Here is a 19300-nt window from a genome sequence, read left to right on the forward strand (position 1 = left end):
GGAATTGTGGGGGTTCATGAGCTACTTGCTGAGCGCAACGACGGTTGCGCCGTCCGGGTTTATGGGGCCGAGAGTGTAGCCATTGGCCAAGGAAACGTACTTGACGAAGGTTCCGATGATTCCTCGGCAAGGTTCCTTGCACTCAAGACTGGCCGGGACGTCCGGGGTCCGGTTGCGGAAGGTGTAGGGAAGCCCGGAGCTGCCGACCTTCCACCCGGCCACCTTGAACGCGGCGAACGTTGTCAGTCCGTAGATGGCGTTGGTTCCGGTTCCGGTCACTGAATTGAAGATCGGCAGCAAAACGATGACGTCCTTGCCGGCGTTCATGTCCGCCGCCCAGCCGTTCAGCGTGGCCTCACAGTTTGGCGGCGCGTTGTTGCCGGTATCTCCGCCGGCGGTGCTCTTTGCGACGTCGATGAAGGCGCCGCACTGACCGGGATCCTGCTTAAGGCCCCCGAAGCCGCCCTCTACGAATGCACCCGATGGCCCGTAATTGCAGTCGATGTTGGCGTTTTTTCCGTGCAACTGGAGTAGCTGCATGATGTTCGTGTTGTTGCGGACCTGGCAGATGGATACGGTGATCGGAAAGGGAGTCGTCCCCTTTTCGGGGCTGCCCCACACCACTGTTGAAGGGGCATTGACTTCGGCGGAGTCCATGCCCAGGACGCGGGCGAAGAAGAGGGAAACTTCGTTGGCAGTTTTGCCGGCTTCCTGCGCGCCGGCCGTGACAGTGACGGTGCGATTGGTCGTACTGAGCGCTATGGATTTGATGTGGCTGAGGCCGTCGTTGGCATTGCTGTTGGTGAGGGTCGCTGCCAGGGTGGACGTGGCGGAGCAGTCTTGATCAGTGGCGCTCTTTGCGCATTTTTGGGCTATGGCGAGGGCAGCCGCGTCCGCGCCGTTTCGAAGCTGGGTCCGCTCGGCGTAGAGCATCCCGACGTCCACTGCTATCGCTCCGAAGCCCAACAGCACCACAAGCATGATGGCCACAATCACGCTCACGGCGCCGCGCTCGCCGTCGTGCTTTTCTAGCCGCCGCACAGCATGGCTCCCTTGCCGGTCATGGGGAACGGGCCGGCGATGCCGGTCATGGTGGAGAGGTTGTAGCTGATGGTGATGGTCATGCGGTTACCCGGCGCGCAGCTGGTGGTGCCGGTATCGAGATTCTTGAACTTGATGTCGGTGTCCTTCAGCACGGGCTGAAGGGATACCGCAGTATCCTTCGCGGCCTTGTTGGCAGCGGAGACGCTGTTGGAGATGGCCATGACGCGCACACCTTCGCGGGCGGCTGCGGAGAGGGAAGCCTGAACGTTGTAGGCCCGGCTGAACTCCATGATGCCCAGGAGCAGCATGACGAGGACAGGCGCCAGGATCGCAAACTCGACCGCAACGGCTCCGCGCTCGGATGCCCTGGACATGGTGGTGCCTTTCGTTCAGGCCGACGGGGGTGGTGACAGCCAAAGTGGCGGCGGCTTGGATGCCGCCGCCACTTTGCCTGGTGACGTGCCAGGGGCGCGTCGGGAGGGTGTGGGAGGGTTACGGGGTGACTACCTTCGGCGTGCAAGTGCCAGCGCCCGCATCCGCTCCGGCGGCGTAGGTGCCGCTGCTAACGGAGCACGACACTTGAGTGAACATGTCGGTCAAAGTTCCGCCAAGAAGAGTGACGGCAACGATGATCACGACGGCAATGAGGGCAACCATAATGCCGTATTCGACGGCGGTGGCGCCTGTTTCTTCACGGCGGAGGCGGGAGGCGAGGTACTTGAGTGCGGAAAGCATTGGGACTCCTGAGCGAGTTTGGGTGGCTGGTCCTGCACCAGCTCTGCCAAAAAACTAGCAACTACCCTCCGGCTTTTTGACGGAACTTTGAGCATCCTGCGCCAAGCCTGCCCGTCTTGCGTCCGGGCTGGGGTGGGCCTGCGCCTTTCATGCGGATACGCTGCGGTTGTCGTGCCGCCGACACACAAGAGGACCCCCTCAGCTCTGGGTTCTGAGGGGGTCCGGTACTGGGCCTGGGGACTTAGGGAAGCCCGGGGCGTTATTTGCTGGCAAAAACTTCCATGATGCTCATGACCGTGGGTCCGAGAACCACGACGAACAGCGTGGGGAGGATGAAGAAGATGAGCGGGAACAGCATTTTGACCGGCATTTTCATGGCATGTTCCTCAGCGCGCTGACGCCTCTTGACCCTCATATCCTTTGCCTGGGAATTGAGTACGTTGGCAATAGCAATTCCGTAGGTGTCCGCTTGGACAACTGCCCGCACGAAGGATCTAAGGTCCGGTACGTCAACCCGCTCCGCCATGGCAAGGTACGCTTCCTTGCGGGAACGTCCCACCTGAATGTCCTGCAGGGTCCTGATGAGCTCCTCGGCCAGCGGCCCCTTGCCGTTTTGCCCGGCACGGGCCATGGCCGTTTCGAAGCCGAGGCCGGCTTGGACTGAGATCAGCATTTGGTCCAGCGCATCCGGGAGCTCCAGCTTGATCTTCTCCCGACGCTTTTGGGCATAGTTCCGAATCAGGATGTCAGGCACGAAGTACAAAAGAACTGTTATCCCTACCATCAGAAGGACTTTGATTCCGGACGGATCAGCCATCACAAGGAGGATGCCCATGATGGCGCCAGCGAGGGCAAGCAACGGCTTCAGCATGATGACCCTGCCCAGCGGCCAGTCCTTCGGCCGGCCGGCTCCGGCCAGCTGCTTGTCGAGCCACGCAGCGTACCCCTTAGGCGTAACTCGCCTGCTTAGTTCCTCGAGTTGGCCGCTGGCTGCCAGCGACGACCCCCTGGGCCGGGAAATGTGGCCAAGGTTCGACTGGATATTCCGGAGTCCAACCCGGTCTCCGGTGACAACCAACCAAGTCATGATTGAAAGCGGGGCGATCACCGCCAGAATAGCGGCGTAAGCAATTATCTGCATTGTTCTCTCCCTGCTTCCTAGAACTTTGGTTTGATGAGTCGGTTGAGCCAGAATCCGCCGACAACCAGAAGGCAAATAGCAACCAAGATCATCAGGTAGCCCGGGACGGTGGTAAGGAATACCTTTGAGTACATCGGGTTGAAGAGGGTGAGACCGATGAACATGACGATCGGCAGCGCCATGAGTACTATGGCGGACATCCGGCCCTCAGCGCTCAGGGCCCGGATCTGTCCCCGGATCTGATTCCGGTCCCTGATGGTTTCGTTCACGTTGTCTAGTACATGGGCCAGATCACCGCCGACTTCACGGTGAATATCGATGGCCCTGGTTATGGAAGCAAAGTCATCGTTGGCCGTGCGTCGAGCCACCTCGTTCAGGGACTCGCCAAGGTCACGTCCGATCCGGGTTTCGTTGACTACGCGATTCAGTTCCTCCTTTATCGGAGCTTCACTCTCTTCGGCGGCCGCGTCGATCGAGCGCAGGAGACTGTGCCCGGCCCTCAGACCGCCGGCGAGCATCTGCAGAGTGTCTGGCACCTGCTCATCGAATTTCTTCCGCCGCCGTGCGACCAGGACATTGAGAAACAGGATCAGCCCAACCGGAGCCAGAATGAGCATCAGCGCGGCAAAAAGCACGCCGCCCAGGAGGAACCCAAGCACCATGGCGACGAACGTAACGGACCCTGCCGTCAGGAGGTAGTCGCCCGGTTGTTTTTTCAGTCCCGCATTTTCAAGCTTTTCACGGCTAAGAAGTGCAGAGCCGCGGCTGCGCAGGCCTTTGTTAATGGTGTCGACAGCTTGATTGGTCAACTTGGTCAGGTTCGAGGAATGGATCGGAGTCTCTGCCGGGCGCCGCCTCGACAACGGCAATTCGTTGGACTTGAACGCAATTGAGATGGTGATTGCCAGTGCGAGGTAAGCCAGAAGAAGACCTGCAACAAATACGAGAGGGGACTGGTCGATTGGCATGGCTACCGTCCCCTGACCGGCTGCATGCCAAACACTGATGGAGAAATAGGAATTCCGAGTTCAGCAAACCGGTCGGTAAACCGCGGGCGGACACCGGTCGGGATCGGTTTACCCAGAAATCGTCCACTGGCATCAACGCCCGCAGAGTAGTCGAAGACGAACGCATCCTGCAGCGTGACGACGTCTCCTTCCATCCCCTGGACTTCCGTGATGTGCGTAACCCGCCGGGTCCCGTCGCGGAGTCGTGAAATGTGAACGATCAGGTTTACCGCCGAGGCCACCTGCTCGCGGACCGCCCGTAGTGGAAGGTCCATGCCAGCCATGAGAACCAAAGTCTCCAATCGTGCAATGGCGTCGCGGGGTGAGTTCGCGTGGACCGTGGATATGGAGCCGTCGTGTCCGGTGTTCATCGCCTGAAGCATGTCCAGGCACTCGCCGCCGCGAACTTCGCCGACCACGATCCGATCGGGCCGCATACGCAGTGAGTTGCGCACTAAATCGCGAATGGAGACTTCGCCCTTTCCTTCGATGTTTTGCGGGCGACTCTCAAGGCGGACGACGTGGTCTTGCTGCAGTTGCAGTTCCACAGCGTCCTCAATTGTGACGATTCTGTCATCGCTCGGGATGAAGGAGGAGAGTACATTGAGCAGAGTCGTTTTTCCGGTGCCTGTGCCGCCAGAGACGATGATGTTGAGCCGGGCCAGAACACAGGCGTTCAAGAGCTCCGCCATCTCAGGAGAAAGGCTTCCCATCGAGATGAGGTTGTGAACGGTAAGCGGGTCACGGCCGAACTTGCGTATGGTGAGAGCCGGCCCGTTGACAGCGAGCGGCGGAATGATGGCATTGACGCGGGACCCGTCGGCAAGTCGGGCATCCACGAGAGGCGAGGATTCATCGATTCGTCGGCCAACGTTGGTGACAATCCGTTCGATCACACGTCGGAGTGCATCATCGGACGTGAACTTCGTGTCGGTCAGATGGAGCTGCCCTTGGCGTTCTACATAGATCTGGTCGTAGCGGTTCACCATGACTTCCGTGACGGCGGGATCGTCGAGGAACCGCTGGATGGGACCATGGCCGAGGACGTCGTCGGTGATCTCCCGAACGAGACGCTGGCGTTCCAGCGAAGTCAGGGGGATCTGCTCGGCTTCCACTACCGCTTTGAGCTCGTCTTTGACGGACTGGTGAAGCTCCGCCTCGTCGATCGAGGAATCTGTAATCCTCGACCCCAGCCGCTCGAAAAGTGCCTGGCTGGCACGCTCTTTGAGCGAGTTCAGTGCCTCGCTCGCAATGGACGCCGTCTGCTGGACATCCGTCGAGTCAGTCTGCGTGGCTGCCGCCGTCTTTGCTTCCAGGATTCGCCCTAGCGTTGCGGGCTGCACAGGGGACGCGAAGACGTCGCTCTTAACTGGCTGGTCTTTCTCCGGAGCGAGCGGCACTCCTCCGCGCAGCTGCTGGAAACGATCTGTGAGACTCACTGGACTACCGCCCTTCTGTGGAGTTGCTTATGGGGTCTTGCTTCCCAATCTGGCTTGAAGCGATCCACGAGTTGGCGGAGACCTTTGACTGCGGAGTCGCGGCTGCTGTCCTGCAGCACAGGAACACCTTTGTTGGTTGAAAAGGGCAGAGTCCTGGAGCGCGGCAGGACCACGTCCACTGGTGCGCCGATCGTGGCCTCTACGTCTTTCAGGCTCAACCCTGCCCGGCGGTCCGCCATGTTGAGCACGATGTGGCGTTGTTCCGGAACGAGGTTCAGTTCATCCAGGATGTGGAATCCGGTTCGCATTCCTCGAATGCTCGGTACGTCCATCCCACAGATCCACACTGCGTCGGTTGCCTGTTCCAAGGTGGCCAGAACGTGTTCGCCCAAGCCTGGAGCAGTGTCTACGACTACGTAGCGGAACTCTTGCCTCAGTTGCTCCAGCAGATGCGAGACGTTGGCTGCGCTTATTTGGTCCATCTCGATGGGTGTGCTCGGAGCGCATAACGCATAGATGCCGGCCGGATGCACGGTGAGATAGGTCTTGAGGACCATGGAGTCCTGGCTCGCAGCCCCCATGACAGCGTCCGTGATGGTGAACTCGGGTTTGAGCAGAAGTCCGCTGGCCACGTCGCCGAACTGTAGGTCGAGGTCGACAATCACCACGCTCATCGGGGCGGTCTTTCCGAGTCCGACGGCGAGGTTGGTGGCGATAGTCGTCTTGCCTACGCCTCCCTTGGGTGACATCACCGCAATGACCCGCCCCGCGCCATGATCGGCATGTTCGGTGGCCTGTGGTGCGAGTCCACGCCGCCGACCTGCTGCTGCGAGGCTTGCGCGCTCCAACATGACCCGGATCGTGTCCGGATCGGCACCGGGGTCCAGCAGGTCCCTGACACCGGCTCGCATTGCTTGCAGCACAGTTTCAGGAGTTGTCGGGACGGCCAGGACCACACTTATTTCCGGGTATTGGAGGTCCATGACGGCTGCGAGCTTCAGAGATCCTTCCACCGACAACCCAGGACCCAGAATCAGGACTTCTGGTGGCTCGCCGACCATCTGCCGAAGGATGTCACCGGGACTCTCAGGCAGGTAGTCGACTTGGAAGACATGTAGTTCGCCGTGAATTCCGGTGGTGGCCAGGCGGACTAGCTTTTCGAAATCAGGGTTCGGCGTGATCAGTACGAAGCGGCTCATCGGAACAACCTTGAGGAGTCCACGTAGCTTGCCCCGGCCTCGACTGCGTCGGATGGTTCCTTGGACATGTAGACCTTGCCGAACTCTGCGGCATAAACGATCCGCTCTGCATCCGCCGAGTTCCTTGCGATCGTAATCAAATACATGTCGTCGGTCTGCGTCTTGGCAGTCGTGGTGGATGACACTTGGCTTGTTCCGGAAGAGGTGGTGGAGCTTTCGGTCTGTGCGGCTGCCCCGTCACTGAACTGAGAGGCGGTCACGAGGACCTTGTGGAAGCTCAACTGGGTCTTGCTGGACTTGGAGCCGGCCTGCCCATCCGTCCCCGTAGTTGTGGCTTCCTCCAAAGAAAGGAAGATGCCCACTGTGTCCCCAGCGTTGACCTTCCCGCCTGCGACACGCTCAATGGGTAGCTTCAGTGTGATTTCCTGAAGTCCCGCAGGTACCTGAATCCGCGACGGACCAAGGAACGCATTTTCGTCCACCATGCGGCTGGTGAGGAGTTGCTCGCCTGGCACCAAAGCAACGGCCGTTACCTTGGAACCGAGAGAACCAAGGTCGGTCACATTGTTGTCCGCGAGTGCCACTTTCGGCACTTCCTTCTTGGTCACGGAGGCGGCCATCTTGTCGGCCGGAGTACCGGCCGGAATTGCCTGCTGCACTACGTAAATAGTTTCAGTTTCAGTGCCGGCCAAAGCGCGCTTATCGGCATTCTGAACATAAGATACGAGCAAAACCGTTCCGATAATAGCCACAAGCAGTGCGGCGATGCCTCCCAGTAGGCGTGTTTTCACTTTTATCCCCTTAGAAAATGGTTAATGCATTTGCTAGTTGATGAGACGGATGGCGACGGTCCCAAAGTCCTTCCCCGGTGTTCCGGTATAGGACTCGATGGACTCGTACTTTACGAACTGACCAATGATGCAGCGGTCATTGCCTGCCGAACAGGCCAGAGAACTATTCATGCCGGGGTCGTCTTTGGTGTTTCGAAACTCGTAGACGTGGTTGTTGCCGAATTTCCAGCCCCAGATCTTAAAGGTTGCGTAGCCGACGATGTTGTAATTGCCGTTTTGTCCCTTGTTCGTGGCATCGTCGAAGATGGGAAATGCGACATTGACTTCCCCTCCGGCCAGAATCGTGGCCGCCCATCCATCGAGGATCTCCTTGCATCCGCTAGGAGGATTGTTGCCCGGATCTGATCCCATCAGATTGGTGCCGGTTTGAGTTGTCGCCTCACATGGGGAATCCTGGTCCAGCCAACCCCATCCTCCTGGAATCTGCGTTCCGGAGGGACCGGTGCAAGTTCCACCGGGCTTGTAGGAAATTTTCTGAACCACTCCGGTTGGACTCGCTGCAGAGAGGTTGTAGCACTGGTCGGAAATGGCCAGCGGAAATCCGGAGCCCCCGCCGGGCGGGAAGAATGAAGCGGTGGCATGGGCGCCGACCGTGACCGGAGGAGCGTTCAACGCGCTGGCAAACATCTTCGTTAGGAATCCGTTGGAGCCACTACGCGTTGATGTTGCCACCGTCACCTGTTTGGCGACTGATAAATCCACAGAAGCAATATCGGTCGCTCCATCGTTGGAGTTTGGGCCGGCCAGCTCTTGGGCCCAAGCAGTGGCTTGGGTTACGGTGCACCCACCGGCCTTGTGGCATTGGTGCGCCGCGGCCATGGCGCCCGCGTCGGCTGCGTTTTGCAGCTGTGCACGTTCGGCGTAGATCTGGCCGACATCCACCGCCATTGCGCCCGCGCCGATGAGAACCAGCATCATCACCGCGACGAGAACGCCAGCGGCGCCGCGTTCTTTGTCATTGGGCCGTTTTAGCCTCCGCATCGCATTGCTCCTACTCCATGGAGGGTTACTGAACTGCCGAAGAGCCCGGTCATGGTGTTGGCCGTATACGAGATGCCAACGGACATGTTGGTGTCAGCGGCGCAGGACCCAGGGTTGAAGGTATAGACGAATGAACCGGCATTTAGGCCGGGGGCGCCGGCTGCCGCTGCCGTCTGGGCTTGGGTCTGATCATTTGTAATGGCCATGGTCCTAGCGGCTTCGCGAGCAGCCTGGGTAACCGAGATCTGAAGGTTATAGGTGTAGGAGAACTCCACAATGCCGGCAACAAGTGCCAACAGAATCGGTGCTACCAAGGCGAATTCGACGGCCACTGCCCCGCGGGAATGCTCCTGCTTTTGGGAATTGCTGCGTTTCAAGGGATCCCCCCAGGGTGGATGCAGCTCGGATATGAAAGAGGTGTGCCGCCTCCGCGTTCAGCGGACGCGGCACACCGGATGCTACGTAGGTTGCAGCCAAACGGACTCTCAGTTGGCTGCAAGTCGACGAGTTTACCTACGGCTTGATCTTCCAGGTGCTAACGGTCGTGCCGAGATCGGAGAACCAGGTGTTGAGTGCGCCGCCGAAGGCTGTTACGCCGGCGATGATGAGAAAAGCGATGAATGCGATGAGCAGCGAATACTCAGTTGCCGTCGCGCCCTTTTCGGAAGAAAGGCGATCTTTTACGCCGGCGACAAAAGCGATCATTGAGACCATGAGAGAAGTCATTTGAATTTTCCTTTTCCAGAGTTTTGAATTCGGTTACGGAATCCCAGCGCCCCCCTTATTTGCTAAGAGTCCGGAGTTCCGTTGGGACAACATTGGCATGGCGAATTATTCCGCGACAATGCGTACCTGTACTCGACTTTTGTGAGGGGTGAGCGGGATGCTACTTAGTGCTCACGGCCGAGTACTCATGTTTCTGGAAGACACCCTTGGGAGATACTTAGAAGGGTGTGGTTGCGGGTTACCTTTGGGTGCCCTGTTGACGTCGAGGCTCCTGTTACGGAAGCGACAAAATGACGCCGAGGCAGGCGGCCAGCATCGAGGGTCCGTAGGCCACCTCGCTTAGCGTTCCCTTGGTTTTGAGGCGCATCAGGACGAACGTGGCAAAGCCGCCCACAACGAATCCCAGGGTGCCGCCATAGAAGAGCTGGGTCCAGCCCAAGTAGCCCAAGTACAGTCCCAGTGGCGCTGCCAGCTTTACATCGCCCATTCCGATGCCGTTTGGCGAAATAATCGCCAGAATCAGGTAGACAACGAACAGGATCGCGGCCGAAACCACGGCACGAAGGAGGGCGCCCCACTCTGGGGCGGCCGCTGCGGCGATACAGAGCAACGTAGTGCCGGCCAGCAGCAGGAACAAAACGATTCTGTTGGGTAGCAATTTCTGTGCAATATCAATGCGGGAGAGCTGCACGCCCAGGACAGCCAAGACGATATACGCCGGCAAATCCCAGGAAATACCAAAACGCGACGCAAGCAGGGCCGAAAGCGCCCCGGTGAGTGCCGCCGTCGTGATTCTTACCCAAACAGCCGGACGGCTCCCCAACCGGGGGAGAGTCCAAGCGATGACCTGCTCTGCTACTAGCCCCAGCACTATGCCAAGGACGCCCGCCGCCAGGACGAACAGGGGCTGGGTGGCTCCGGCATCAGTAAACAAAGACACTGAGACTCCTGGGACGAATGGGGCCGCGTCGCATCGGGACCGGCGCAGGCTGGCTACCTAGAGCCTATTTTGACCAGCGGCCTCTGTACCCGCTATTCTTGATAGTCGTTGTGCGTGTCCTTTCTCGATGATGCGTGCCCGCTGAGAATCCGGTTGCAGGATAACTACTCCTCGGGCACATTCGAGACTTCTGGACCACTGGATTCATAGAGCCCTCACCTCTGTTCCGGTAGCGCATAGATAGTAGGTGCACACGCTTACGTGACACCTAAACAAGAACGCCAGAACAAGAACGAGGCAAACACCGTGCGTACGTACACCCCGAAGCCCGGCGATATCAACCGCCAGTGGCACGTCATTGACGCCACCGACGTTGTCCTTGGTCGTCTCGCCAGCCAGACCGCAATCCTGCTGCGCGGCAAGCACAAGGCCACCTTTGCTCCCCACATGGACATGGGCGACTTCGTCATCATCATCAACGCTGAGAAGGTTGCCCTGACCGGCGCCAAGCTCGAGCAGAAGCGCGCTTACCGCCACTCCGGCTACCCGGGCGGTCTGACCTCCGTCAACTACGCGGAGCTGCTGGAATCCAACCCGGTTCGCGCCGTGGAGAAGGCCATCAAGGGCATGCTCCCGAAGAACTCCCTCGCTGCACAGCAGCTGGGCAAGCTGAAGGTTTACCGCGGTGCAGAGCACCCGCACGCCGCCCAGCAGCCCAAGACTTTCGAAATTTCCCAGGTCGCCCAGTAGTCCTGGCCACCAAACAACTTATCTATACAAGGAGAACCGTGGCTCAGAACGAAGAGACCACCGAAGCCGTTGAGGCAGAGGAAACCCTGACCAGCTACACCTCGGAAAGCGGAGCTGCTGAAGCTGCTGCGCCGAAGAAGGAGCGCCCGGCACTGACCGTTGCCGGCGCAGCTGTTGGCCGCCGCAAGGAAGCCGTTGCACGCGTTCGCGTTGTGCCGGGCTCCGGCAAGTGGATCATCAACGGCCGCGAGCTGGCGAACTACTTCCCGAACAAGCTGCACCAGCAGGACGTCAACGAGCCCTTCAAGATCCTCGATCTTGACGGCGCCTACGACGTCATTGCCCGCATCCACGGCGGTGGCCCTTCCGGCCAGGCCGGTGCACTGCGTCTCGGCATCGCCCGTTCACTGAACGAGATCGACGTCGAGAACAACCGCGCCACGCTGAAGAAGGCCGGCTACCTCACCCGTGACGCACGCGTCATCGAGCGTAAGAAGGCCGGTCTTAAGAAGGCCCGCAAGGCTCAGCAGTACTCCAAGCGCTAAATCCGCTTGCAAGCGCCTGTGGCGCTTACCGAAGCCCGTCCCGCCATTCGGCGGGGCGGGCTTCGGCCGTTAAGTGCTGTTTCGGCAGGGGACGTGAAGCCAGCCTCGCAGCGGTGTGAACCAATGCCCCGGTGCGAGCCAAAGACAGCCCCCGCGGGTCCATCGTCTAAACTTGACCCGATGTCTAGATTATTTGGAACAGATGGTGTCCGGGGCCTGGCTAACGGCCTGCTCACAGCAGAGCTGGCGATGCAGTTGGCGCAAGCGGCCGCCGTCGTCCTCGGCCACGACCGCAGCACCAACGGCTCCCGGCCGCGCGCCGTGGTGGCCCGCGATCCGCGTGCCAGTGGCGAGTTCATCTCGGCAGCCGTCTCGGCGGGACTGTCCAGTTCCGGCATCGACGTTTACGACGCCGGCGTCCTTCCGACTCCCGCCGCCGCGTACCTGGTGGCCGACCTTAACGCCGATTTTGGCGTCATGATCTCCGCCTCCCACAACCCTGCCCCGGACAACGGCATCAAATTCTTCGCCAAGGGCGGCCAGAAGCTCCCTGACGAGGTGGAAGATGCCATCGAGGCGCAGATGGGTAAGGATCCCGTCAGGCCCACAGGCAGCGAGGTAGGCCGCATCCAGACCTTCTCCGATGCCGAGGACCGCTACATCGTCCACTTGCTCGGGACCCTGCCGCACCGCCTCGACGGGTTGAAGATCGTTCTGGACTGCGCCCACGGTGCGGCCAGCGGCTGTTCACCGCAGCTCTTCAACGACGCCGGCGCCGAGATCGTGGTCATCGGCGCTGAACCCGACGGCCTGAACATCAACGACGGCGTGGGCTCGACCCACCTCGGGGCACTCCAACGGGCGGTAGTGGAGCACGGCGCCGACCTGGGCATTGCCCACGACGGCGACGCCGACCGGTGCCTTGCCATCGACCATGAGGGCAACGAGGTGGACGGTGACCAGATCATGGCCATCCTCGCCCTGGCGCTGAAGGAGTCCGGCAAGCTCAAGGACAACGTCCTGGTGGCCACCGTCATGAGCAACCTCGGCCTGAAGATCGCCCTCCGCAGCGCCGGGATCAGTATCCGAGAGACGGCAGTGGGGGACCGCTACGTTCTCGAGGAAATGCGCGACGGCGGCTATAACCTCGGCGGCGAACAGTCCGGCCACGTGATCTTCGCAGACCACGCCACCACGGGCGACGGCCTCCTGACCGGACTGCAGCTGGCCGCCCAAGTGGCCCTCACCGGCAAGTCCTTGAAAGAACTCGCCACGGTGATGACCAAGCTTCCCCAGCTCATGATCAACGTCAAGAACGTGGACAAGGCGCGGGCCGGCACCGACGAGGGTGTCCTGGCCGCCGTGGCTGAAGCGTCCGCGGAACTCGGCGAGTCCGGCCGTGTGCTCCTGCGCCCGTCCGGAACCGAAGCCCTGGTCCGCGTGATGGTAGAGGCGGCGGACATGCCCACCGCCGAACGCATCTGCAAGCACCTCGCCGGCGTGGTGGAGGAACGACTGGCGGTCGCGCCTGCGGTCTGAGCCAAGCCTCACTAACAAAGAAGTGGTCCGCCCCCATCCGGAGGCGGACCACTTTTTCGTTGTGCTGACGAACTACGCCCGGGGGCTGCCGCTCCGGAGTGAGTCGCGGATTTCGGTGAGGAGCGCGATCTGCGGGTCCTCGGCCGCCTCTTCCTTGACCTCGGTGCCAATTCCTAGCCGGCGGTTGCGGCGTTCGATCATGTGGTTCATCGGCAGGACGACCACGAAGTAGATGGAAGCGCCCACCAGCAGGAACGAAATGATGGAGGAGATGACGGAGCCATACATGAACCCCTCCCACTGCATCTCTTCAATGCCCTTGGCATTGAACAGGCGGCCGATCAGCGGGGTCAGCAGGCCTTCAACGATTGAGGTCACGACGGCGCCGAACGCCGCACCCATGACGACGGCGACGGCAAGGTCTACGACGTTGCCCTTCATAATGAAATTCTTGAATCCGGTCAACATGCGACCCAGACTAGCGCCGGCTTGTGAACACGGCGTGACAACAAAGTAATTTCCCGGAGGTGTGTCGCCGGTCAGCGGGATGGAGGCGCAGCCCTACAAATACCCCGGTGCCGCTTCCAGTCCGAAGTACTGCTCCAGCGTCGCAATGCCCTTGGCGGACATGTCCGTTGCCGCCTCCACGCCGATGAAGCGCAGGTGCCAGGACTCGTAGTAGTAACCCGTGATCTCGTGGAACATCCATGGGTACCGCACCACGAAACCGAAGCGGTGCCCGTTGGCCTTGGCCCACACTGCAGCCGGCTGGTCGGCGAAACACGGCTGGAAGCTGCACGCTCCGCCGCCGTCGCCGATGTCAAAGGCCCAGCCGGTCTGGTGCTCCGAGAAGCCCGGCCTGGCCGAGGCGGTATCCGCTTCTGCCTGCCCGCGGGACGCTACGTAGCCGTTGTACGTCGCCACTTGCGTGGCGTAGGAGCGGTAGCCGCTCGCCAGGGTCATGGTGACGCCGTCCCGCGCTGCCGCGGCGAACATCTGCTCCGCGGCCGCCGCCGTCGTGCCGTTCAGCTGGGCAGCTTCGCCCGAAACTGCCAGCGCGACGTTCGGCTGCACCCGGTCCGCCGGAACGTAGTCGGCGGGGGAGAGCGGACGGTGCTTGTTGACTACCAGCCACGGGCTGGCCGGATCGGTCAGCGAATGCTGTTGGGGCAGGCCGGCCGCGGGCGAGGCGGGTGTCGGCGCGGAAGTGGGAGTCGGCGTCGCCACCGCACTCGGTTCACCGGCAGCGGTGGACGTCGCTGGCGCTGTGGTGGACGGCGTTGCCGCCTGCGAGGCGGAGGCGCTGGTTGCGGCGGGGGAGGACGACGACGGCGGACGGGTTCCGGCGTCGGGCGTGCAGGCTGCCAAGGCGGTCAGCCCTGCGCCGGCGGCCAGGAACCTGGCGACAGACCGCCTGCTCGGCGCCGTGGCGGCGGCCTTGGCGGCACAGTTTTGGCACACGCGTGCTAGACCTTCCGCAGCAGCATGCGGCGGATCGAGTGGTCTGCCTCTTTGGTGAGCACCAGTTGCGCCCGGCCCCGCGTGGGGAGCACGTTTTCCTCGAGGTTGGGCTCGTTGATGCGCTTCCAGATATCGCGGGCGGTGCTTTCGGCTTCCTCATCGGACAGCGTGGCATAGCGGTGGAAGTAGGATTCCGGCTGGGCGAAGGCGGTTGTACGCAGCTTGCGGAACCGGTCCACGTACCATTCCTCGATGTAGGACGTCTTGGCGTCCACATAGATGGAGAAGTCAAAGAAGTCGCTCAGGGCCAGCCCCTGCTTCCCGTCGTGACGGGGGCGGGCGGGAGCCAGCACGTTCAGCCCCTCCACGATCAGCACGTCGGGCCGGCGGACCACCACTTCCTTGCCCGGCACGATGTCATACGTGACGTGGGAGTACCAGGGCGCCCGCACCTCTTCAGCGCCGCCCTTGATCTCACTCACAAAGCGAAGGAGCGCGCGGCGGTCATAGGACTCCGGAAAGCCCTTGCGCTCCAGGAGGTGCCGGCGCTTCAGTTCGGCCAGGGGGTACAGGAAACCGTCGGTGGTGATGAGCTCCACATTGGGCGTACCGGGCCAGCGGCGGAGCATCTCGCGGAGCACGCGGGCGATGGTGGACTTGCCAACGGCCACGGAACCGGCCACACCGATCACGAAGGGTGTGCGCTGCGTCTGTTCGCCGAGGAAGGTGGTGGTGGCTGCGTGCAGCTGGCCCGCGGCCTCCACATAGAGGTGAAGCAGCCGTGAGAGCGGCAAGTAGACTTCGCGGACTTCCTTCATGTCCAGCGGATCGCCGAGCCCTCTGAGACGGACCACGTCCTCTTCATTCAGAGGCTGTTCCATCTGGGCTGCGAGCCGGGACCAGGTCTGCCTGTCCAGCTCCACGAACGGGGAGACACCCTCTCCATTCGCTTCGTTGCGTTGCAAAGTCACGTTAGAGATTCTGCCCTCCGCGACGCTGAGAGCGAAATGGAGGCCGTCGCATCCGCTGTAACGGGGCCCGGCGGCAGCCGCGCGGCGGCTGCAACTACGTCGGCGGACCGCTCCGCCATATAAGCTTGGCTCTATGTGCGGAATCGTAGGATACGTAGGTCATTCGTCAGGCCGGGTAAATGTTGGCCACAGCGCGTTGGACGTTGTCCTGGAGGGACTTCGCCGCCTGGAATACCGGGGGTATGACTCCGCAGGCGTTGCCGTGGTGGCGGACGGAACCATTTCTTCCCGAAAGAAGTCCGGAAAGCTGAGCAACCTGCTCGCTGAACTGGACGAGTCCCCGCTGCCTGACGCCGTCACCGGAATCGGGCACACCCGCTGGGCCACCCACGGCGGACCCACGGACCTGAATGCGCACCCGCACCTCTCCGACGGCGGCAAGCTGGCACTGATCCACAACGGCATCATTGAAAATTTTGCCGAGCTCAAGCTCGAACTGCTCGAAAAGGGCACCGTGTTCACCTCCGAGACGGACACCGAGGTGGCTGCCGCGCTTCTGGGCGACATCTTCCGGAACCAGCTCAACGGCGACGCCTCCAACGGCGGCCTGACCAAGGCCATGCAGCTTGCCTGCCAGCGCCTCGAAGGCGCGTTCACGCTGCTGGCCGTGCACGCGGACCAGCCCGACGTCGTTGTCGCCGCGCGCCGCAACTCCCCGCTCGTGGTGGGGCTGGGCGACGGGGAGAACTTCCTCGGCTCTGACGTCTCCGGCTTTATCGACTACACGCGCCGGGCCGTGGAGCTGGGCCAGGATCAAATCGTGACCATCACCGCGGACACCGTGGCGATCACCGACTTCTTCGGCGCCCCTGCCCACGGCAAGGAGTACCACGTGGACTGGGATCCGGCGTCGGCGGAGAAGGGCGGTTACCCGTCCTTCATGGAGAAGGAAATCCATGACCAGCCGGACGCCGTGGCCAAGACCCTGCTGGGCCGCTATGACCTGGACGGCAAGCTCACGCTCGATGAAATGCGCATCGACCCCGAGCACCTGAAGAACATCACCAAAATCATCGTCCTCGCCTGCGGCACATCCGCGTACGCCGGGCAGGTGGCCAAGTACGCCATCGAGCACTGGTGCCGGATCGCCACCGAGGTGGAGCTCTCCCACGAGTTCCGCTACCGCGACCCGATCGTGGACGAGAACACCCTGGTGGTGTCTATCTCCCAGTCCGGCGAGACCATGGACACCCTGATGGCCGTCCGGTACGCCAAGGAACAGGGCGCCAAGACCCTCTCCATCTGCAACACCAACGGCTCCACCATCCCGCGCGAATCGGACGCCGTGCTCTACACGCACGCCGGTCCGGAGATCGCCGTGGCCTCCACCAAGGCGTTCCTGGCGCAGATCGCCGCAGCCTACCTGCTGGGCCTTTATTTGGCACAGCTGCGCGGCAACAAGTTCCAGGGCGAGATCAAGGACATCCTGGCCGACCTCGGCAAGATCCCGGCCAAGATCCAGCAGATCCTGGACCATGCGGACGAGATCAAGGAACTCGCGCGCTCCATGGCCGGCGCGAAATCGGTGCTGTTCCTGGGCCGCCACGTCGGGTTCCCGGTTGCCATGGAAGGCGCGCTCAAGCTCAAGGAGCTGGCCTACATCCACGCCGAAGGCTTCGCCGCCGGTGAGCTGAAGCACGGCCCGATCGCGCTGATCGAGGAAGGCCAGCCCGTGTTCGTGGTGGTCCCCTCCCCGCGCGGCCGGAACTCGCTGCACGCCAAGGTGGTCTCCAACATCCAGGAGGTCCGGGCCCGCGGCGCGAAGACCATCGTGATCGCCGAAGAGGGGGACGAAGCCGTCAAGGCGTACGCCGAGCACGTCTTCTACATCCCCGAAACGCCCACCCTCCTGGCGCCCCTGCTGGCCACCGTGCCGCTGCAGATCTTCGCCCTCGAACTTGCCACCGCCAAGGGATACGACGTGGACCAGCCACGCAACCTGGCCAAGAGCGTGACCGTAGAATAAGCCGCATGATTGTTGGCATTGGCGTAGACGTCGTAGACATTGAACGGTTCGGCAGGCAGCTGGAACGGACCCCCGGGCTTAGGGACAGGCTGTTCGTCCCTGCCGAGCGCGAGCTGAACACGCGCTCCCTGGCCGCGCGCTTTGCGGCCAAGGAAGCCGTGGCCAAGGTCCTGGGCGCTCCCGCCGGCATGAACTGGCAGGACTGCTGGATCGGCCTGGACCAGAACGGCCCCACGATCCAGGTCAAGGGCACCGTGCTGGCTGTCGCCGAGTCCAAGGGCGTCAAACGCTGGCACTTGTCGATGAGCCATGACGGCGGAATCGCCACGGCGACCGTCATCGCTGAAGGGTAAGCGCGCACTCCCCACCTGACGGCCAGCAGCGGACCCAGCACCGATTGGACTGAACCAATGATCAGCGCCTACACCGGCACCCAGATTCGCGAGGCCGAACAGCGTTTTTTTCAGGCAAGCCTGAGTCCTGACGCGGGCGCTGTCCTCATGCAGCGGGCTGCCTACGGGCTTGCCAACGCTGTTGTCCGTGAACTCGTCGACCGGGGAATCCGACCCTACGGCGCCAGTGTGGCGGTTCTTGCCGGGAAGGGCAACAACGGGGGAGACGGGCTCTTCGCCGCCGCCTTCCTGGCCGCCCGCGGAATGCGTACGACGGCGGTGCTCACCGCCGGGGAGGCCCACGCTGACGGTCTGGCTGCCTTTGAACGGGCCGGCGGGCGCACCCGGACCCTTACCGACCACAACTCGGGCGAGCTTGCAGCGGCTGCCGCCAGTGCCGACGTCGTGATCGACGCGGTGCTGGGGACCGGAGCCCAGGGCGGGCTCCGCGGCGCAGCGGCCTCCCTCGTCGGGAAGCTGCGCGCCGCCGCCCACGGCTTCGTGGTGGCGTGCGACATTCCCAGCGGCGTGAACGCCGACACCGGCGAGGCCTATGACCCGGTCCTGCCGGCCGACCTCACCGTGACGTTCGGGGGGGCGAAGGCCGGCCTGCTTGCCGATCCCGGTGCCGACAATGCCGGGCGCGTGCTGGTCATCCCCATCGGCATGGAAACCGAACTGCCGTCGCCGGTGCTGCGGCGCCTGGAAGCGGCCGACCTTGCCAGGCTGCTGCCCCCGCCGACGCGACGCTCCCACAAATACACCCGGGGCGTCCTCGGCGTCGTGGCGGGATCGCAACAATATCCGGGTGCTGCAGTCCTCGCCTGCCGCGGTGCCCTCGCAGCGGGCACCGGGATGGTCCGGTACCTCGGTCCGCCCGAGCCGACCCGGCTGGTGCGCCAGGCCTGCCCGGAAGTGGTGTGCGGACCGGACAACGTGGCTGACGCGCACGTCCAGGCGTGGCTGGTCGGTTCGGGGATCGCTGACGGTGACGACCAACAGCTGCAGCGGGTGCGTGACGCCGTGGAGACGGGGCTGCCCGTGGCCGCCGACGCCGGTGCGCTGCCGGCCCTCCCGGATGCGCTGCCTCCCCATGTGGTGCTGACACCGCACGGCGGGGAGCTGGCGCGCGTCCTGCAGCGCTACGGGATCGACCTGGGGCGGCAGGGAGTTGACGGTGCCACCCTCGACGCCGTGCGCCAGGCGGCTGAAAGGACCGGCGCCACAGTCCTGCTCAAGGGCGCCACCACGTTGGTGGCCGCGCCGTACGGCCCGGTCTTCAGCCAGGCTGAAGCCACGCCGTGGATGGCCACTGCCGGCAGCGGTGACGTGCTGGCCGGGGTGCTCGGGTCCCTGCTGGCCCAGCACTCGGACGACGAAGAAAGATTTGCGGCCTGCGGAATCTCCGCGGACCAGCGTTGGGCGGCCATCGGTGCCATGGCGGCAAGCCTGCACGGCCGTGCCGGGACGCTTGCCTCAGCCGGCGGTCCGGTGACCGCCGGCGCGATCGCCCAATTCCTGCCCGAGGTGATGCGCACCTCGTAATCATTCTG

At 62.5% G+C, this 19300-nt stretch carries 21 protein-coding genes; 6 read left to right on the plus strand and 15 right to left on the minus strand.

What is annotated here, in order from left to right; translation table 11 throughout:
* Positions 1-21: 21 nt before the first annotated feature.
* From ACFVWT_RS02760 to ACFVWT_RS02815, 12 genes are all read right to left on the minus strand, one after another.
* Complete coding sequence (locus ACFVWT_RS02760) at positions 22-1041, minus strand: pilus assembly protein TadG-related protein (protein WP_390244991.1); 1020 nt, start codon at positions 1039-1041, stop codon at positions 22-24.
* Entirely contained in the window at positions 1029-1418 is a 390-nt protein-coding gene (locus ACFVWT_RS02765) for a TadE/TadG family type IV pilus assembly protein (protein WP_390244993.1), read from the minus strand. The genes ACFVWT_RS02760 and ACFVWT_RS02765 overlap by 13 nt, the downstream gene beginning before the upstream one ends.
* 118 nt (positions 1419-1536) lie before the next feature.
* Entirely contained in the window at positions 1537-1779 is a 243-nt protein-coding gene (locus ACFVWT_RS02770; protein WP_390244995.1) for a Flp family type IVb pilin, read from the minus strand.
* Between the two features lie 259 nt (positions 1780-2038).
* Positions 2039-2920 carry a type II secretion system F family protein gene (locus ACFVWT_RS02775; protein ID WP_390244997.1) on the minus strand — a complete coding sequence of 294 codons (882 nt, stop codon included), beginning with the start codon at positions 2918-2920 and terminating at the stop codon, positions 2039-2041.
* Positions 2921-2937: 17 nt separating this feature from the next.
* On the minus strand, positions 2938-3888 hold the full coding sequence (locus ACFVWT_RS02780) for a type II secretion system F family protein (RefSeq protein WP_390244999.1): 951 nt from the start codon (positions 3886-3888) through the stop codon (positions 2938-2940).
* Positions 3889-3890: 2 nt separating this feature from the next.
* The gene (locus tag ACFVWT_RS02785; RefSeq protein WP_390245001.1) at positions 3891-5366 is read right to left on the minus strand and encodes a CpaF family protein; all 1476 of its coding nucleotides are present in this window, start codon (positions 5364-5366) and stop codon (positions 3891-3893) included.
* Positions 5363-6565, minus strand: coding sequence for a CpaE family protein (locus tag ACFVWT_RS02790; protein WP_390245003.1), 1203 nt, complete (start codon positions 6563-6565; stop codon positions 5363-5365). Before ACFVWT_RS02790 ends, ACFVWT_RS02785 begins: the two co-directional genes overlap by 4 nt.
* Positions 6562-7356, minus strand: coding sequence for a Flp pilus assembly protein CpaB (locus ACFVWT_RS02795; protein ID WP_390245005.1), 795 nt, complete (start codon positions 7354-7356; stop codon positions 6562-6564). Before ACFVWT_RS02795 ends, ACFVWT_RS02790 begins: the two co-directional genes overlap by 4 nt.
* Before the next feature lie 33 nt (positions 7357-7389).
* Positions 7390-8397 carry a pilus assembly protein TadG-related protein gene (locus ACFVWT_RS02800; RefSeq protein WP_390245007.1) on the minus strand — a complete coding sequence of 336 codons (1008 nt, stop codon included), beginning with the start codon at positions 8395-8397 and terminating at the stop codon, positions 7390-7392.
* A complete protein-coding gene (locus tag ACFVWT_RS02805) occupies positions 8385-8774 on the minus strand; it encodes a TadE/TadG family type IV pilus assembly protein (RefSeq protein ID WP_390245009.1) in 390 nt (129 codons plus the stop codon). Before ACFVWT_RS02805 ends, ACFVWT_RS02800 begins: the two co-directional genes overlap by 13 nt.
* A 136-nt stretch (positions 8775-8910) precedes the next feature.
* Complete coding sequence (locus ACFVWT_RS02810; RefSeq protein WP_390245011.1) at positions 8911-9123, minus strand: Flp family type IVb pilin; 213 nt, start codon at positions 9121-9123, stop codon at positions 8911-8913.
* A gap of 274 nt (positions 9124-9397) precedes the next feature.
* Complete coding sequence (locus ACFVWT_RS02815) at positions 9398-10063, minus strand: prepilin peptidase (RefSeq protein ID WP_390245012.1); 666 nt, start codon at positions 10061-10063, stop codon at positions 9398-9400.
* Positions 10064-10369: 306 nt separating this feature from the next.
* On the opposite strand from ACFVWT_RS02815, the gene rplM reads away from it, so the two are divergent.
* From rplM to glmM, 3 genes are all read left to right on the plus strand, one after another.
* Complete coding sequence (gene rplM / locus ACFVWT_RS02820) at positions 10370-10813, plus strand: 50S ribosomal protein L13 (RefSeq protein ID WP_011692756.1); 444 nt, start codon at positions 10370-10372, stop codon at positions 10811-10813.
* Positions 10814-10851: 38 nt separating this feature from the next.
* Complete coding sequence (gene rpsI / locus ACFVWT_RS02825) at positions 10852-11358, plus strand: 30S ribosomal protein S9 (RefSeq protein WP_043482963.1); 507 nt, start codon at positions 10852-10854, stop codon at positions 11356-11358.
* A gap of 180 nt (positions 11359-11538) precedes the next feature.
* Entirely contained in the window at positions 11539-12897 is a 1359-nt protein-coding gene (glmM, locus tag ACFVWT_RS02830; protein WP_390245015.1) for a phosphoglucosamine mutase, read from the plus strand.
* A gap of 72 nt (positions 12898-12969) precedes the next feature.
* Here glmM and mscL read toward each other — a convergent pair whose 3' ends face one another.
* The 3 genes from mscL to coaA all read right to left on the minus strand — a co-directional run bounded on the left by mscL (position 12970) and on the right by coaA (position 15338).
* Positions 12970-13365: a large conductance mechanosensitive channel protein MscL gene (gene mscL / locus ACFVWT_RS02835; RefSeq protein WP_390245017.1), complete on the minus strand. Its 396-nt coding sequence runs from the start codon at positions 13363-13365 to the stop codon at positions 12970-12972.
* A 93-nt stretch (positions 13366-13458) separates the two neighbouring features.
* A complete protein-coding gene (locus ACFVWT_RS02840) occupies positions 13459-14358 on the minus strand; it encodes a D-alanyl-D-alanine carboxypeptidase family protein (RefSeq protein WP_390245019.1) in 900 nt (299 codons plus the stop codon).
* A gap of 5 nt (positions 14359-14363) precedes the next feature.
* A complete protein-coding gene (gene coaA, locus ACFVWT_RS02845) occupies positions 14364-15338 on the minus strand; it encodes a type I pantothenate kinase (RefSeq protein WP_197024893.1) in 975 nt (324 codons plus the stop codon).
* A 124-nt stretch (positions 15339-15462) separates the two neighbouring features.
* Between coaA and glmS the strand changes: the two genes are divergently transcribed.
* From glmS to ACFVWT_RS02860, 3 genes are read left to right on the plus strand one after another with little or no spacing between them, the layout of a single operon-like run.
* Positions 15463-17355 (plus strand): glutamine--fructose-6-phosphate transaminase (isomerizing), encoded by a 1893-nt coding sequence (gene glmS, locus ACFVWT_RS02850; protein ID WP_390245021.1) that lies wholly within the window; start codon positions 15463-15465, stop codon positions 17353-17355.
* A 5-nt stretch (positions 17356-17360) separates the two neighbouring features.
* On the plus strand, positions 17361-17708 hold the full coding sequence (locus tag ACFVWT_RS02855; protein WP_390245023.1) for a holo-ACP synthase: 348 nt from the start codon (positions 17361-17363) through the stop codon (positions 17706-17708).
* Positions 17709-17765: 57 nt separating this feature from the next.
* The gene (locus tag ACFVWT_RS02860) at positions 17766-19292 is read left to right on the plus strand and encodes an NAD(P)H-hydrate epimerase (protein ID WP_390245025.1); all 1527 of its coding nucleotides are present in this window, start codon (positions 17766-17768) and stop codon (positions 19290-19292) included.
* Positions 19293-19300: the final 8 nt, after the last annotated feature.

This window comes from Arthrobacter sp. NPDC058288, from assembly GCF_042880995.1.
In the GTDB taxonomy this organism is placed as follows: Bacteria; Actinomycetota; Actinomycetes; order Actinomycetales; family Micrococcaceae; genus Arthrobacter.